This window comes from Massilia sp. CFBP 13721 (assembly GCF_014842025.1).
Lineage (GTDB): Bacteria > Pseudomonadota > Gammaproteobacteria > Burkholderiales > Burkholderiaceae_D > Telluria.
Map to the genome: position 1 here is coordinate 71,856 of NZ_JACYUY010000018.1, position 15,161 is coordinate 87,016.

The 15,161-nt window shown below is 63.4% G+C and carries 10 protein-coding genes and 1 pseudogene; 6 read left to right on the plus strand and 5 right to left on the minus strand.

All coding sequences use genetic code 11. The annotated features are described in order from the left end of the window. Positions 1-41: 41 nt before the first annotated feature. From IFT60_RS17250 to IFT60_RS17270, 5 genes and pseudogenes are all read right to left on the minus strand, one after another. The gene (locus tag IFT60_RS17250) at positions 42-1,199 is read right to left on the minus strand and encodes an acyltransferase family protein (RefSeq protein ID WP_192053762.1); all 1,158 of its coding nucleotides are present in this window, start codon (positions 1,197-1,199) and stop codon (positions 42-44) included. A 197-nt stretch (positions 1,200-1,396) separates the two neighbouring features. Then, positions 1,397-1,699: pseudogene (locus IFT60_RS27095) on the minus strand (transposase); the annotation flags it as partial. A gap of 56 nt (positions 1,700-1,755) precedes the next feature. Beyond that, positions 1,756-3,558 (minus strand): 2Fe-2S iron-sulfur cluster-binding protein, encoded by a 1,803-nt coding sequence (locus tag IFT60_RS17260; RefSeq protein ID WP_192053766.1) that lies wholly within the window; start codon positions 3,556-3,558, stop codon positions 1,756-1,758. After that, entirely contained in the window at positions 3,555-4,247 is a 693-nt protein-coding gene (locus IFT60_RS17265) for a hypothetical protein (RefSeq protein ID WP_192053769.1), read from the minus strand. The genes IFT60_RS17260 and IFT60_RS17265 overlap by 4 nt, the downstream gene beginning before the upstream one ends. Before the next feature lie 87 nt (positions 4,248-4,334). Next, a complete protein-coding gene (locus tag IFT60_RS17270; RefSeq protein WP_192053771.1) occupies positions 4,335-7,043 on the minus strand; it encodes a TonB-dependent receptor in 2,709 nt (902 codons plus the stop codon). 1,329 nt (positions 7,044-8,372) lie between these two features. On the opposite strand from IFT60_RS17270, the gene IFT60_RS17275 reads away from it, so the two are divergent. From IFT60_RS17275 to IFT60_RS26305, 6 genes are all read left to right on the plus strand, one after another. Then, positions 8,373-8,756: a hypothetical protein gene (locus IFT60_RS17275; RefSeq protein ID WP_192053773.1), complete on the plus strand. Its 384-nt coding sequence runs from the start codon at positions 8,373-8,375 to the stop codon at positions 8,754-8,756. 91 nt (positions 8,757-8,847) lie between these two features. Further along, a partial coding sequence (locus IFT60_RS26625) for a TolC family protein (RefSeq protein ID WP_229510953.1) occupies positions 8,848-9,473 on the plus strand: 626 nt, incomplete at its 3' end. Between the two features lie 30 nt (positions 9,474-9,503). Beyond that, entirely contained in the window at positions 9,504-10,106 is a 603-nt protein-coding gene (locus IFT60_RS26630) for a TolC family protein (protein WP_229510962.1), read from the plus strand. After that, positions 10,103-11,278 (plus strand): efflux RND transporter periplasmic adaptor subunit, encoded by a 1,176-nt coding sequence (locus IFT60_RS17285; RefSeq protein ID WP_192053775.1) that lies wholly within the window; start codon positions 10,103-10,105, stop codon positions 11,276-11,278. The genes IFT60_RS26630 and IFT60_RS17285 overlap by 4 nt, the downstream gene beginning before the upstream one ends. A 1-nt stretch (position 11,279) precedes the next feature. Continuing rightward, entirely contained in the window at positions 11,280-14,516 is a 3,237-nt protein-coding gene (locus tag IFT60_RS17290) for a CusA/CzcA family heavy metal efflux RND transporter (protein ID WP_192053777.1), read from the plus strand. A gap of 39 nt (positions 14,517-14,555) precedes the next feature. Beyond that, positions 14,556-14,822, plus strand: a complete 267-nt coding sequence (locus IFT60_RS26305; protein ID WP_197986376.1) for a hypothetical protein — start codon at positions 14,556-14,558, stop codon at positions 14,820-14,822. Positions 14,823-15,161: the final 339 nt, after the last annotated feature.

The window sequence follows — 15,161 nt, forward strand, 5'->3', positions numbered from 1 at the left end:
GTGTCGATGATGGCCATAATTGCCAAGGCGCCGTCCCTCGCTTACGCCCTCGCCGGTCGGCCGTGGGCAATCCACATCGTCTTAAGCCATTCCCTGACACGATAAGTCTTGGCTTCGAAGGGCATGTGGAACAGATACGCACCGACGACGAGTCCAAGATACAGGAGCAGATACACCAGCAAATGCATTGGCCGATTCGGGTCCAATCGGTCGTTGCCGAGGGCTGGCACGCCAAAATGCAGGAACACTGCCATCAGCGGTATATGTAGTACGTACAGCGTGAACGAGAACTCCGAGAAGAAACGCCCGATCCGGCTTGCCAGTTCAATCGAGCGGGTACGCTGACGCTTGTACTGCATGCTGGACAGAAAAAGCACGAAGATCACGCTGAAAAGCAGGTACTGCAGAAAACTGTCCACCGTGATGTCGTTCTTGCCTTTCATGCGGATACCGACTGCCGTGGCCACGAGAGCGAGGAATAATGCCCAGCGCAGGTATGCGCCGCACTCAATGCGTACGCGCGAGAACGCTGCCCCTAGCAGCCAGATCGAAAAGTATAAAAGGATTGCGCTGTCGAGGAAGTGAACGATAGCCGCGAGCGCCATCAGGATCAGCGCTCCCTGCAGGGCGGACCGTGTACGAAAAAGCATGGCGAGTAGGGGGAACAACACGTAATACCAGGTTTCATTCGCCAGGCTCCACAGCGGGAAATTTCCGCCGAACTCAGGCACGAGAATATTTTGCAGTCCGACGAGGTTCCCAAAGAAGGCAGCCGCCGAATAAACGTTGTCAGGGCCGAACGACAAACGGGTGGGATCGAGCGCCGCCGTCGCAAGACCGAACAGCAGCATTGCGCCAAAAGTCGGTATCAGCACGATCCATAATCTCGTCGCCCGGTCGATCGCGTAATTTGCAATGGCCTGGTGAGTGTCAAGGCGATTGAGCAAGCTGCCTCCCACCAGCCAGCCGCTGAGCACGAAAAATACGATCACGGCCAGATAGGCAAACCCGGTGGCGAAGGCGAGCCCTTGGAAAGCAAGCGAGGGGTTCTGGACGGTGCCGAAACCGGGATAGACCTGGGCACGCAAGTGCGCTGCTGCGACGACCAAGGCCGCCAGTCCCCGTAGTTGTGCTATGAGCATGGAATGCCACTGGTCTTCGGACAGGTTCGAGCGTTGGAGCAATGTTATCTTAGGCATGTTTGGTGCTCTTCCAAAGGTCTAGATTCACCAATCGTAGGGCAACCCAAAACTACCCGTCTGATAGCGAACAAGCATGCCGGACAAGGAGGCAGAACCATGCATACTTGCCGATGTGTCTCTTCAAATTGCTGTGTGCCGATCGCGGCGCAAGTGCGATCCGGCTGGATCTTACCCGGACGTCTTGGCTAAGTACACCGCGCCTTTTTCAAGATGTCACGCTCCTCCCTGGCGCGCTTGAGCTCGGCCTTCAGGCGCTGCATCTCGTCAGACTGGGCATCGACAGCCTTGCGCTCCGCCTCGGGAACGCCATAACGGTTCATCAAGGCGTACAGGCTACAGATGCTCACCTCAAGCCGCTCCGCTACTTCGCTCGCTGGGTGCCCACGCTGGGCTACCTATTTGACGGCTGCAATCTTGAATTCCTCTGTGTACCGCTTGCCGCTCGTACGTTCTTCTCGCGCCCGATATTCTGGCTCAGGAGTGTCTACAAATGACATGGCGATTCAATAACGCTTATTGCCCTTATCCCTAAGTCAAATACGGTTTCCGCCGTTCAGATCTTGAAATCGTCGTACGCTACCCTGGCATCGTCAACACCGAGACCACGTAACATCTCCCGAGTCGCCGATAGCATCGCTGGAGGACCGCAAACATAAAACTCGAGCGAGGCAATATTAGGATGTGTGCGCAGCAAGCCCTCCAGCACTGCATCATGGACGAATCCGGTCTGCACATCGGCGGCGCCTGCTTCCTCCGACAGCACCAGGTGCCAGTGGAAGTTCGGATAGTTCTCGGCGAACTCGCGCATCTCGGCCACATAAGGCGCATCGCGACGGCTGCGCGCCCCGTACCAGAAGTGCAGCGGCTCGGTGGCGCCCTTTGCCAGCAGGTCGTGGATCATCGCGCGCAGCGGCGCCATGCCGGCGCCGCCGCCGATGAAAACCTTTTCCCGCGTCCCTGGTTTCAGGGCGAAGTCGCCATACGGCCCGCTGAAGCGCACCTCATCGCCTGGCTTGAGCGTGTACATGTAGCCCGAGCCGCGGCCGGGCTTCGAACCGGGCACAAACCGGACGAGGAAGCTCAGGTTCCCGTCGCAGCGCTCTACCGGAACCGATACCGAATACGAGCGCCGTACCGGTACATCGTTGGCCAGCTCGGCCGGCATGCCGATCGCGTGCCAGTCGGCGTGATGATCCGCCGGAATGGCCAGGTCATCGCCGTTGCGGACAAATGCCGGCACATGCATCTGAACGTAAGCGCCGGGACGGCATTCCACGGGGCTTTGCGGGCGTATCGTAACCTCGCGCAGGAAGGGCGCCACCGGCGTCACGCTTGCCACCACACCAACCTGCTCCGCAGACGCCACCAGCACGTCGCCAATGTCGATCTCGACATGACGCTTGACCTTCAGGTTGCATGCGAGCCTGTAGCCCGCTGCGAGCTTCCGCGGCGACAGCAACGCGCGGTCTGCGCCCGTTGGTTCCGGCGCCTTGCCGACACAGCGTACCGCGCACAGTCCACAGCTCTGCCCTCCTCCACAGTTCGATGGCAGCTGCAAGCCGGCCCGCGCAAGCGACTGGAACACGGTGTCACCTTGGACCGCCTCTACCGCGCGCAGTTTGCCGCCCTGCTCGTCCATCAGGCTAACCGTGCTGCGGCGGCGCCAACGGGCCGGCACGAACTCCGCGAGACGAACACTGGCGAACAGCAGCCAGACGCCGGTCAAGGCCATCCATAGTCCACCAATGGCGCTCGACACCAGCAAGGGATTGTTGAAGTTGGTCCGCTCGCTGTAGTCCATGATGTGGAGCATCCAGAAGAAGTCGAACAGCCGCCAGGTGCTGTTCCTGTGCTCAAGTACGTTCCCTGAACGGCTCGACACATAGACCGAGGTCTCCTCCGGGTCGTTGAAGTCGACGCGCCAGACGGGTTCCTTGTGCGCACGCGCCTCGAGCGTAAAGTCCAGCAGGCGCGGCGTCCCAGCGCTGCCGGGCCCGGAATACGAAGCACGGGCGATCTGCTGCGCGAGCTGCGCATCGACTGGCAAGCTATGGCCTGAGCGTGCATCGACCAGCCAGCTACGCTTGTCGTTTTGCAGACGGTACACAGGACGGTCGAGCACCCATCCTGACGTGATCGACATGATGTTTTCGGTGGTCGCGGCAAGGAGCGCGTCGACGCTCAGTACATTACTGGGCCAGGCCAACGGTGGGGCCGGCTTGACGCGGAACTCGCGTCCCTGCACCTTAGTTGCGTCGAGCAGGCTCATGATGACGCCGCTGGACATCCACAACACGAACTGAATCGCGATGACCAGCCCGACCCATTTATGGAGACGCCGCATCCAATGGCTCATGCCTGCTTCCTCCGGCTGAAACTATAGAAGAGCAACCACGCGCCGCTCAGCGCGAACGCCACACCGGAAATCGAGGCCGCACGCAAGAGTGTGTTGTTCACGTTTTCGCGCTCTTCATAATCCATGATGTGGAACATCCACAGGAAATCGAACCACCGCCAGAGTTCATGGCGCCGCGCGACAAGGTCGCCACTGAACGGCGAAAAATACAGCGTCGTCTTGCCTGGCTCATCGTAGTGGACGGCCCACAGCGGCACCGGCCGCGCGCCGACTTCCGAAGGCGCCTTCGTCACCCATTCCACGCCGCGGATGCTGCCTTCGCCCACATAGGCTGCATCGGCGAGCGCAACGATGTCCTCCCGCCCCAGCGGACTGATTTGCCGGCCGCTTGCCGCGTCTACCAGGGTGACCTGCTTGCCCTGCTTGATTTCATATGCCTCCTTGCCCAGCAGGCTTTTCATGCGCACAGCGGTCATGCCCGGATACAGTTGTTGCAGGCGTTCCTGAGCAATGCGCGTGCCGGCGCGGCTGAGGGGCTCAGTGGACACATGCGCCAGATGGTCGCCGTGGATGACCTCGAGAGGAACGACCACCATGTAGAGACCACTGATCATCCAGAGCAGCGCCTGCACCCCGACGACAAGCCCGATCCATTTGTGGGCGCGCCGCACCCAGAAAGCTGATTGCATAGTTGTTGTGAATAAGTTGAGTTACCGGCCGCGGAACGGCCGCTGCGCATGATAAACGCACAGCGGCCGCAAGGCACCATGAAGACCTTAGAACTTGTAGCCGAGGCGAACGTGCCAGCGGCGGCCGAGCAGGTCGTAGGTCATCGTGTCGGTATTGCCGTCTGTCCAGCTCTGGATGTAGGGCGCACGCTTGTCGAACAGGTTATCGATGCCCAGCGATACCGTCATTGCCTTGTTGAACGCATACTTCATACTGGCGTTGTGGTAGACGATGCCGGGTGCGCGCGCGCCGATATCGGTAGGGGCGGCATTGATGTCGGCGGCGCTGCCAATGTACTGGACGGTATAGGAACCGGACCACGGACCTTTGGACGAGGTCAGCGACGCGGTCGAGCGCCATTTTGCATAGCTGCCGCGCCCGCCCGTAATCCTGCCGGCGTACTCGATGACTTCACCGCCAGGGAATGGCGTCACGTCGAACTGGTTAAGCCGGGAAACATCCGCAGTGAACGACGATGTCCATCCCGCCAGGTTGAAGTCGACGATCGCCCCGAGGTCGAGCCCGGCCACGCGCTGCTGCGCAGCGTTCTCGGGTTGCGAGGACAGGAAGTTGATTTCCCCGGTGCTCGGATCACGCGTGAAACTCGATGGACCGCAGAAGATGTGCGCCAGCCCAGGCGAGTTGTAGCAGACCGCCAGCTTGGTCGAGCCAGGAACGGTCTCGATGGCGTTATCGATCTTGATGTTGAAGTAGTCGAGCGTCAGCGTCAGCGCTTTCGACGGCGTCCATACGGCGCCGATCGTGAACGTATCGGCCTCCTCGGGCTTCAGGTTCTGGTTGCCGCCCCCGGTCGTCAGGATCGACGGCCCGAACTGCCTGAAGCCGGCAGGCAAGCCGGATCCCTGGCAGTTCTTGTAGACCGTGGAGTTCGGATCGAGCGTGTTCCAGTTGTTGCATGGGTCGGTCGTGGTCAGGTTGCCCTCGGAGACACCGCCGAACAGTTCCGGCACGTTCGGCACGCGGAAGGCCGTCGAACGGTTGGCACGCACCTTCAGCGACGGAATTACCTGCCAGTCGAGACCCACCTTGTACGTGGCCTGCGACCCGAACAGGCTGTAGTCGGAGTAGCGGGCCGCGGCATTCATCGTCAGGGAGTCGACCAGGGGCAGCTTGGCTAGCAAGGGTACGGACAACTCCGCGAAGACCTCGCGCGCACTGTATTCGCCCGCAATCGGATCCTGGGCGTTGGTATTGGCGGCTCCCGATACGATCAGGCTATCCGGGTCGCGCCATCCTTTCTCGCGGCGGTATTCGAAGCCGGAAGCGAAGCCGACGGGCCCGGCTGGCAGGGAAAACACCTCGCCGCTGATGCTTGCGTTGAAGCTCTTCTGGTCGTTGCCGCCATGATCGCGGGTCGTGAAATGGATGTACTCGAGGACCGCAGGGCTGAGGTTCCCGTAGCCGAGATAGTTGCCGCAAGGAGCCGCGGACGGGCTGGTGCCGCAGGTAGCGGTATTGAGCGTCGCATCGACACGATCGAGGTTGATGATGTTCGTCATCCCGTCAACGCCGGTGTTGCGCCCCCAGTTGACGGACGCCGACCAGTCCCATTTCGGAGCAAGTTCCCCCTTCAAGCCGGCGACGATACGGAAGGTATTGGTCTCCTGGAAGAAGTAACGCGGCCCGACTTCCGCCACCCGGCGCCGCTCCAGCGTCAGGTTCTGGCCGGTCGGATTGGTAGGATGGTTCGCGGCGATTTCGATCGGGCGGTAAACCCCGATGGCGCCAGGGGTGGCAAGCTGCTCCGACTGGCGGTTCGTGAACATGAGTTCGGTGAACAGGTCTACCTTATCGGTCAGGTGCATGTTGCCGAAGGCGCTCACACCGACACGCTTGATCGGATTGACTGCGTTCAGGAACGGATTGCTGTTGTAGGCATGCTTGGCTGCGCTGTAGGTCTCGAAGCCGCGCGGGTCCCCGTTCGGATCCTGGTTGAAGTTGACCCTGCGGCCATTTGCCAGCCGCGCGCGGCCTCCGATGGTCGACGAGCTGCCGGAACACACCAGTTCGCCGTCATCCTCGAACAGGGCGCAAGGTGCACGCGAAGCCAGGTTGACCGCCTCGCTCTCGGAATAATTCAGGGAGGCCATCAGCGAGCCACGCTCGCTTTTCGTTCCCCAGACGATGTCCGCCGACTTTTCGGCGCCGTCACCACGTTCGGTCTTCCCATAGCGCACCGATGCTTCAACACCGTCGATGGCTTTCTTCGTGATGATGTTGACGACGCCGGCAACGGCATCGGCGCCGTAGATCGCCGAGGCGCCATCCTTCAGCACTTCGATCCGCTCGATCATCGCGACCGGAATCATGTTCAGGTCGACAGAGCTGTTCGCCCCCGTGCCACCCGAGACGACCCGGCGTCCGTTCAGCAGCACCAGGGTGCGATCGATGCCGAGACCACGCAAGTTCACTTGCGTGGTCCCGTAGCCGTTGCTGGTCCAATACGCACTGGTCTGGCTGCCCGCCGTACCGGCAGACGAAGGCAGGCGCTGCAGCAGCGTTTCGATCGAAATCGCTCCGGAGCGCTGGATGGTGTCGGCATCGATCACGGTAACTGGGCCAACCCCGGATACCTGTTCCTGCCGAAGGTTGATTCGGCTCCCCGTAATTTGTACGCGCTGCATGCCTGCCGCTTCGGCAGTATCGCCAGTGGCGGGCTGTTGTGCGTATGCGCTCTGTTGCAGAACCATTAATGCGAGCGCGGCCGTTGTTCTTGGGACGTACTTGTGAGCCATTTACCCTCCGGGTTTTCTTTTTTGTGAAAGCTACTAGGCCAAGCTGCCGGTATTGATTGGCAGTGGCGACGCATGGGATCCGAGACAGACCAACATGTCTATACAGGTTCAGTCATTTTTTTACTCTATCGAAATTTTCACCCGTTAGCAATAAAACTTTGTTTTGTGGATAATTGACCATACTTAATTCTTCTGGGCGCAAAAAGGCCGACGCATATTGCGTCTGCGCTCTTCTGTGGAGTTACAAGAGCAACCGTTCGATGCTCCCAGCTCTTGGAGAAATCGGCGGTATCAACTGCTCACGCCTCATGGCTCAAGTCTCGATGTGCCTTGGGGCCCTCCGATCTGAATCGAAAATTCTGGCGCAAATGCTTCGCACGACCAGGTGCTCATTAAGGTTCAGGTAGCCCGGACGTGTGCAAGTAGCCCTATCACGGACGTCGCCGACGTACGGCCGCTGCAGTCAGCCGGGACCGTGCAACTGGCGCTTTCAGGAATGGGCCGGCGCCGCGCATGCGAGCGCAAGCACGCTGCCGAGCAACAAAGTCAAGAAGGAGTCGCCGGTATCAGCCGCGAAGATCTGTCACGCCGCGATTGGCGTGCTAGTCCGGGGAGGCCGCTCGATCCGGGCTGGAATGTGCCCGGTAAAAGGAGATGAGGAAGATTGCCGGAGCTGGTTTGCGGGTTCTTCACCGGCGGTTAAAACCATGACCGGCGGCGGCGCGTAGGCGCCGATGGAGCAGCCTGAACACGTGCCGCAACTCGAGCGTCCGTCAGTGTCGGTGACGCTGTCCTTGCAGTCCTCACCTGGCAACGAGCTTTGCGCCATGGAGTCTGAATGCTGATGTCCACTGTCATGCATGGTCCCGTCGGTCATCATGACCGGCGCTGTCATGCCATGCTCCCTAGAATCAACCGAGGATAGATGATGGATCATGCCGCACGCAAGCCTCGCCACTCCCGCAATGCTTTGGATTGGAAGGGAGACGATAAGTAGGCACAAGAGAAATGATCGTAGCCTGCTGCGCATATGGTCAATGTAGCATGCCCAACGTCAAAAGTGCACATGGTTGATAAGGGAATGCCACGACGAGCAATTGCCAGTCGGGAAATGCCTTTCCACCTTTTGTCTTCGAAGAGATTGAGTGCTAATCGTGACGGCTTTAGTTTTGATCTCTGCCAAAATTAATTCGCAACAAAAACAGCCTCGGCGCCTCCACGCACTGCTGCATACAAACAGACATCCGATTGACACGTGCCTAGAAGCACCGTCTATAATCAGCACCTTTTGCTCCCTTATCGGAACCCACGCCCCGACCGGCCGACCTCATGAAGAAGGCGTTGCTCCTCATCCTGCTGATCGTACTTCCCTGGCAAGCGATTGCCGCGGCTGAACGCACGCTCACGCATGTGATGTCGAGCCAGGCCGCCGGCGGTTTCGAGCAGGTTGGTAAGCACTTGGCAGAGCACGAGGCCCACGTCTTGCATCACCACGAAGCCCATGACGACGGTGACGCGCATGTCGATCAATCCGAGAAATCGGTCCAGCACTTGAACGACTACGAGCACGGTTGCGGCGCGGCCTTACTGTTGCCGGCGGCGCCGGTGTTGTCTGCCATTGCCCTTCCCCGTCTCCCTCCCATACCGTTGCCGGAAACGTTCTCCGACCGCAGCACGCTTCCGCCTCTCCCGCCTCCCCGCGCCCGCGCCTGAGGCGCGGGCGCCGTCGCATCGACAACACGCACACACCCGATGCGCGTGTGGCCCGCTGGTTTGAATCCTGTTCAATCTGCAGAGGCTTTACATGCAAATATCATCATCAAGGTCGCGTGCAAGGTCACGCGGCCGGCACGCGGCATCCAGCACGCTCTCCGTCCGCGGTGCGGTCATCGCCGCACTGTTCGGCAGTGCCATCTCGCTCGCACATGCCGAAACCCCTTCGTTCAGCGCCCTCCTCGCGCGGGCCCAGGGCAGCGCGCCCCAGCTGCTGGAACAGGCGGCCAACGTGCGCGCGGCCCAGGCCGACGTGCGCCAGGCCGGCGCCTGGCGCAATCCGACGCTCGACGCCACCTTCGAAAACCTGCACGCCCCCGAGAGCGGCGGCGTCAGCCAGCGCCAGGACACCTACGCCCTGACCCAGGTATTCGAACTCGGCGGCAAGCGCGCTGCCCGGATCGAAGCCGAGCAGCACAAGGCCGTCGCGACCGGCACGCGTGAACGCCAGGCCCGCCTGACCTTCGCCACCGAACTGGCGCTCGCCTATGCCACTGCCGAGGCCATGCAGGACCGCCAGGCCGTCGCCAAAGCGGCCCTCGAGCGTGCCGGCGACGACTTGCGGGCCGCGCAGGCCTTGGTAAAAGCCGGCCGCGAAGCCGAATTGCGGCTGGCCCAGGCCCGCGCCAGCGCGGCGGCCGCCCGCGCTGCGCAGCANAACCGTTCACGCGCATCGACCATCCGTTCATGGCCAGGGTCGCGGCAGCGGGCACGGCATCAGGCACCGCAGCAGCCACGGCGGCGGCCTGGACGCCCGAGCAGTCGCCGACGCTGGCAGCAGCCGCCGCCGAACGCGACGCCCTTGCCGCCCAGGTGCGGGTCGAGCAAAAGCGCGCCATTCCCGACATCGGCGTGTCCCTCGGCGTGCGCAGGTTTGCCTGGAGCAGCGAGCGGGCCGCCACGGTCGGGGTAACGGCCAGCATCCCGCTGTTCGACCGTAACCGCAGCGGCGTCGACGCCGCCCGCGAGCGCGCCAACGGCGCCGCCCTGCGGGTCGAAGCGGCCCGCCTCGACGCCGTGGCATCGCACCGCGCGGCGCTAGCCCAGGCTACCGCGTCCGAACAACGCCTGCAGGCTGCCGAGGAAGGCGAAACGGCCGCCCTCGAAGCCTACCGGCTCGGGCGTATCGGCTACGAAGCCGGCAAGACGCCGCTTCTTGAACTGCTGTCCATCCGCCGCGCCCTGGCCGACGCGCAGGCGCTCACCATCGACACCCGCCTGGCCCGCGTACGCGCCCTGGCCGCCCTATCCCTGGCCGAAGGCCGACTCGTATTTGGAGAAGCACCATGACCGACAAATCCATCCGTCACATGAACTGGCCGCTCGCGGCCGGCCTCGCGGCGGTCGCCGCGGCGCTCGGCTTCGGCGCCGCCCACTGGACTTCGGCACGCAACAGTCCCGTCGCGGCCCCGGTGGCGGAGGCAGCCAGGCCGGCACCCGCCCCAGCCGGTACCGGCATCGCCGAGATCACGATTCCGGCCGAGTACCTGAAGGTCGCCAACATCGCCGTCGAACCGGTCGCCAGCGGCGGCCTGGACGCTGAAATCCTGACCACCGGCACCGTGTCGGCGCTGCCCAACAGCGAGGCCCTGATCGTCGCCCGCGCCTCGGGCAACGTGACGCGCGTGCTGCGCCGGCTGGGCGACACGGTGCGTGCCGGCGACGTGCTGGCCCAGGTCGAAAGCCAGGAAGCGGCCACCATGGCCGCTGACCGGAAAGTGGCCGCGGCCCGCGCCGAGCTGGCAAGCAAAGCCTACGCGCGCGAAGCCTCGCTGTTCCAGCAGGGTGTGACGCCGCGCCAGGAACTCGAAGCCGCGCAGTCGGCCCTGGCGGTCGCCGAGAGCGAAGCGCAGCGCGCCAACGCCGTCGCGCGCGCGGCGCAGGTCTCGGCCGATGGCCGCTCGGTGGCGGTACGCAGCCCGATCGCCGGCAAGATCACGGCCGAGTCCGTGACCCTGGGCGGCTTCGTCCAGCCACAGACGGAACTCTTCCGCGTGGCAGGCAATGGCCCGGTCGAGGTCGAGGCCCCGGTCCCGGCATCCGACATCGGCCGCATCGCTCCCGGCGACACGGCCAGCATCCTGGCCGGCGATGTGTCGATCGCAGCGAAAGTGCGGTCGGTGACGCCGACGGTCGGCGGCAGTACGCGCGCCGCGACCGTCATACTCGAGCCGCTCGCTGGAACCAAGCGTCTGGTTGTCGGCGAAGGCGTGCAGGTGCGCCTGCATGTGAAGGAAAACGGCGCCGGCATGACGGTGCCGGAAGATGCGGTGCAGAACATCGAAGGCCGCGACGTCCTGTTCGTACGCACCCAAGCCGGCTTCCGTGCCCAGCCGGTCCTGGTGGGCAAACGCAGCCGCGGCATGGCGCAGATTGTTTCGGGCGTGCAGCCCGGCGCCCAGGTCGCCACGCGCAACGCCTTCCTGGTCAAGGCGGACATGATCAAGAGCGAAGAGGAATAACATGATCGATTCCATCCTCACCGGATCGGTCCGCTCGCGCTGGTTGATCCTGTTCCTGACGCTGGTGGTGGCGTTGGCCGGCGCCTGGCAGCTGAACCTGCTGCCGATCGACGTTACGCCCGACATCACCAACAAGCAGGTACAGATCAATACCGTGGTGCCGCCCCTGAGCCCGGTCGAGATCGAAAAGCGCGTTACCTTCCCCATCGAGACGGCCCTGTCGGGCCTGAACGGCGTGGAAAACGTGCGCTCGTTCTCGCGCAACGGTTTTTCGCAAGTCACGGCCGTCTTCAAGGAGAGCGCCGACCTCTACTTCATGCGCCAGCAGGTATCGGAACGCCTGGCGCGGGCCCAGCCCGATTTGCCGGACGGGGCGGTGCCGCAGATGGGGCCGGTCTCGACCGGTCTCGGCGAAGTCTTCCACTACAGCGTCGAATTCGCCCACCCCGGCGGCAAGGGTGCGCCGCGCGCCGAGGGCAAGCCGGGCTGGCAGCCCGATGGCAGCTTCCTGACCGATAGCGGCGAGCGCCTCGGCGAACGCGTGGCGCAACTGGCCTACCTGCGCACCGTGCAGGACTGGATCATTCGTCCGCAACTGCGCACCACACCAGGACTGGCCGACGTCGACTCGCTGGGCGGCTATATCAAGCAGTACGTGGTCGAACCGGATTCGGCGCGCCTCGCGTCCTACGGCATTTCGGTTTCCGAACTGGGCCGCGCGTTGGAAGAAGCCAACGTTTCCGTTGGCGCCAACTACATCCGCCGCTCTGGCGAGTCCTACCTGGTGCGCGCCGACGGCCGCATCCGCAGCCTGGACGAGATCGCCCGCGCCGTGGTCGCCACACGCGACGGCGTCGCCATCACCGTGGGCCAGGTGGCGAACGTCGCCATCGGCGGAGAATTGCGCAGCGGCGCGGCCAGCCGCGACGGTTCCGAAGCCGTCGTCGGCAGCGCCCTGATGCTGGTGGGCGCCAACAGCCGCACGGTCGCCCACGCGGTCGGCGAAAAGCTGAAGGCCATCTCGACTACCCTGCCCGAAGGCATCCGCATCGTGCCGACCCTGGACCGCTCGCAGCTGGTGGTGGCCACCATCTCGACGGTGGCGAAAAACCTGGCCGAGGGCGCGCTGCTGGTGATCGTGATCCTGTTCGCCCTGCTGGGCAACTGGCGCGCCGCCCTGATCGCCGCGCTCGTCATTCCGCTGTCGCTCCTGATGAGCGCGATCGGCATGAATTCGCTCGGCATTTCCGGCAACCTGATGAGCCTGGGGGCGCTCGACTTCGGCCTGATCATCGACGGCGCCGTCATCATCGTCGAAAACACGCTGCGCCGCCTGGCCGAACGCCAGCATCGCGAAGGGCGCCTGTTACTGCTGAAAGAGCGCCTGGAAGAAGTCGTGGCCTCGTCGCGCGAGATGCTGCGCCCGACCATCTACGGCCAGCTGGTGATCTTCCTCGTGTTCCTGCCCTGCCTGACTTTCCAGGGCGTGGAAGGCAAGATGTTCTCGCCGATGGTCATTACCCTGATGCTGGCGCTGGCCTCGGCCTTCGTGCTGTCGCTGACCTTCGTGCCGGCCATGATCGCGGTTTTGATGACGGGAAGGGTCTCGGAGAAGGAAGTACGCATCGTCGCCGCAAGCAAGACCCGATACGAGCCGTGGCTGCGGCGCGCCGTCGCCCGTCCGCTGCCTTTTGTCGGCGCCGGACTGGGCGTGCTGGTGCTGGCCGCGATCGCGTTCAGCTTCGTCGGCCGCGAGTTCATGCCGACCCTGGACGAGCAGAACCTGAACCTGTCGTCGGTGCGCATCCCCTCGACCTCGATCGAGCAGTCGGCGGAACTCGACCTGCCGATCGAACGCGCCATCCTCAGCCTGCCCGAAGTGAAAACGGTCTACTCGAAGGCCGGTACCGCCAGCCTGGCGGCCGACCCGATGCCGCCCAACGCCTCGGACAACTACGTCATTCTCAAGCCGAAGGACGAATGGCCGGCCGGCGTGACGACCAAGGAACAGGTAATCGAGCGCATTCGCGCCAAGACCGCGCCGATCGTCGGCAACAACTACGACGTCACCCAGCCGATCGAGATGCGCTTCAATGAGCTGATCGGGGGCGTACGCAGCGACGTCGCGGTCAAGGTCTATGGCGAGGACCTCGACCAGCTGGCCGCCAGCGCCAAACGCATTGCGGCCGTGCTGCGCACCATTCCTGGCGCGTCCGACGTGCGCGTGGCCCAGACCGAGGGTTTCCCGACCTTCGACATCGCCTTCGACCGCGCCGCGATCGCGCGTTACGGCCTGAGCGTGAAAGAGGTAGCGGATACGGTGTCGACCGCGCTGGCTGGGCGCGAAGCGGGCCAGATCTTCGAGGGGGACCGCCGCTTCGACATCGTGGTGCGCCTGCCGACCGCGCTGCGCAACGACCTCGACGCGCTCGGCGCACTGCCGGTGATGCTGCCGGCTGCGAACGAGGGCTCACGTGCCTCGGTGCCGCTGCGCCAGCTGGTGCAGTTCCGCTTCACCCAGGGCCTGAACGAAGTCAGCCGCGATAACGGCAAGCGCCGCATCTACGTGGAGGCCAACGTCGTCGGCCGCGACCTGGGCAGCTATGTGGACGAGGCGCAGGCCCGCCTGGCGAACGAAGTGCGGCTCGCGCCCGGCTCCTGGATCGAGTGGGGCGGGCAGTTCCAGAACCTGCGCACCGCCACCGAGCGCCTGGCCATCATCGTACCGGTCTGCTTCGTGCTGATCGCGGCGGCCCTGTACATGGCAATCGGCAACGCCATGCTGACGGCAACCGTGCTCACGACGGTGCCGCTGGCATTGGCGGGCGGCGTGTTCGCCCTGCTGCTGCGCGGCATGCCCTTCTCGATCTCGGCGGCGGTCGGCTTCATCGCCGTCTCCGGCGTGGCGGTCCTGAACGGCCTGGTGCTGATCTCGGCGATTAACAAGCGCTTGGCCGACGGCGCGCCGGCAAGTGATGCGGTGATCGACGGCGCCCTGGAACGCCTGCGCCCGGTCCTGATGACGGCCCTGGTGGCTTCGCTCGGCTTCGTGCCAATGGCGATCGCCACCGGCACCGGCGCCGAGGTGCAAAAGCCGCTGGCGACCGTTGTCATCGGCGGCCTGATCACCTCGACGGTGCTGACGCTGTTTGTCCTGCCGGCGATCACCGGCATGGTGCTGCGGCGCCGGAGGACGCAGTCCGACGAACCGCGCGCGGCACTGGTCGAGGCCGTTTGAAGCACCAATCCGGCGCTCGTTCATCGAGGTGAGCGTCGGGTGTTCGAAGCGGCAAGGCAGGCCGCCGATCGCGGCACACAGGGGCTGAGGATTACCGCAGCCATGAAGGTGGTCGAGATTACCGCCGGGTGGTGGGTCGACCCGATGGCGCTGCAGGCAAATGGCTGGTTCATGCGCTCGCACGCCCTTGCAATTGGCCTGAGTGCTTTCGCCGACGCGGCCACACCGAAGTATGCCAAAACCTGGACTTCGCGTTCGGCACTTGGAAAATCGAGATCATTCCCCAGGGACCGCGGCGGCCCCTGATCATGGTCACGGCCATAAGCACGATCACGGAGACAACGGTCACGACAGGCATCAAGAGGATAACCTAAAATTCACCCGTATCCATTTAATCTCGGACGCTGCTATCTCGGCACCGCCGATCGCTGCCTCTTCGGCGGCTGGATGTTTGGCTGGGAAGGCTGGACCCGCTGATTGAAATTGCTGGCGCCATCCCTGCGGCCCTTTGGGGCAAAAACCTCATCAAGGAAACCGGCAATGTGTGCTGGGCCGTGAGATGGATGCGCCGGTGGCCGATGAAATCCGCGAGGTCGTGGGAGCCGACGTGAGTGATGGCGACACCAGGATTGTGGACGTGCATGC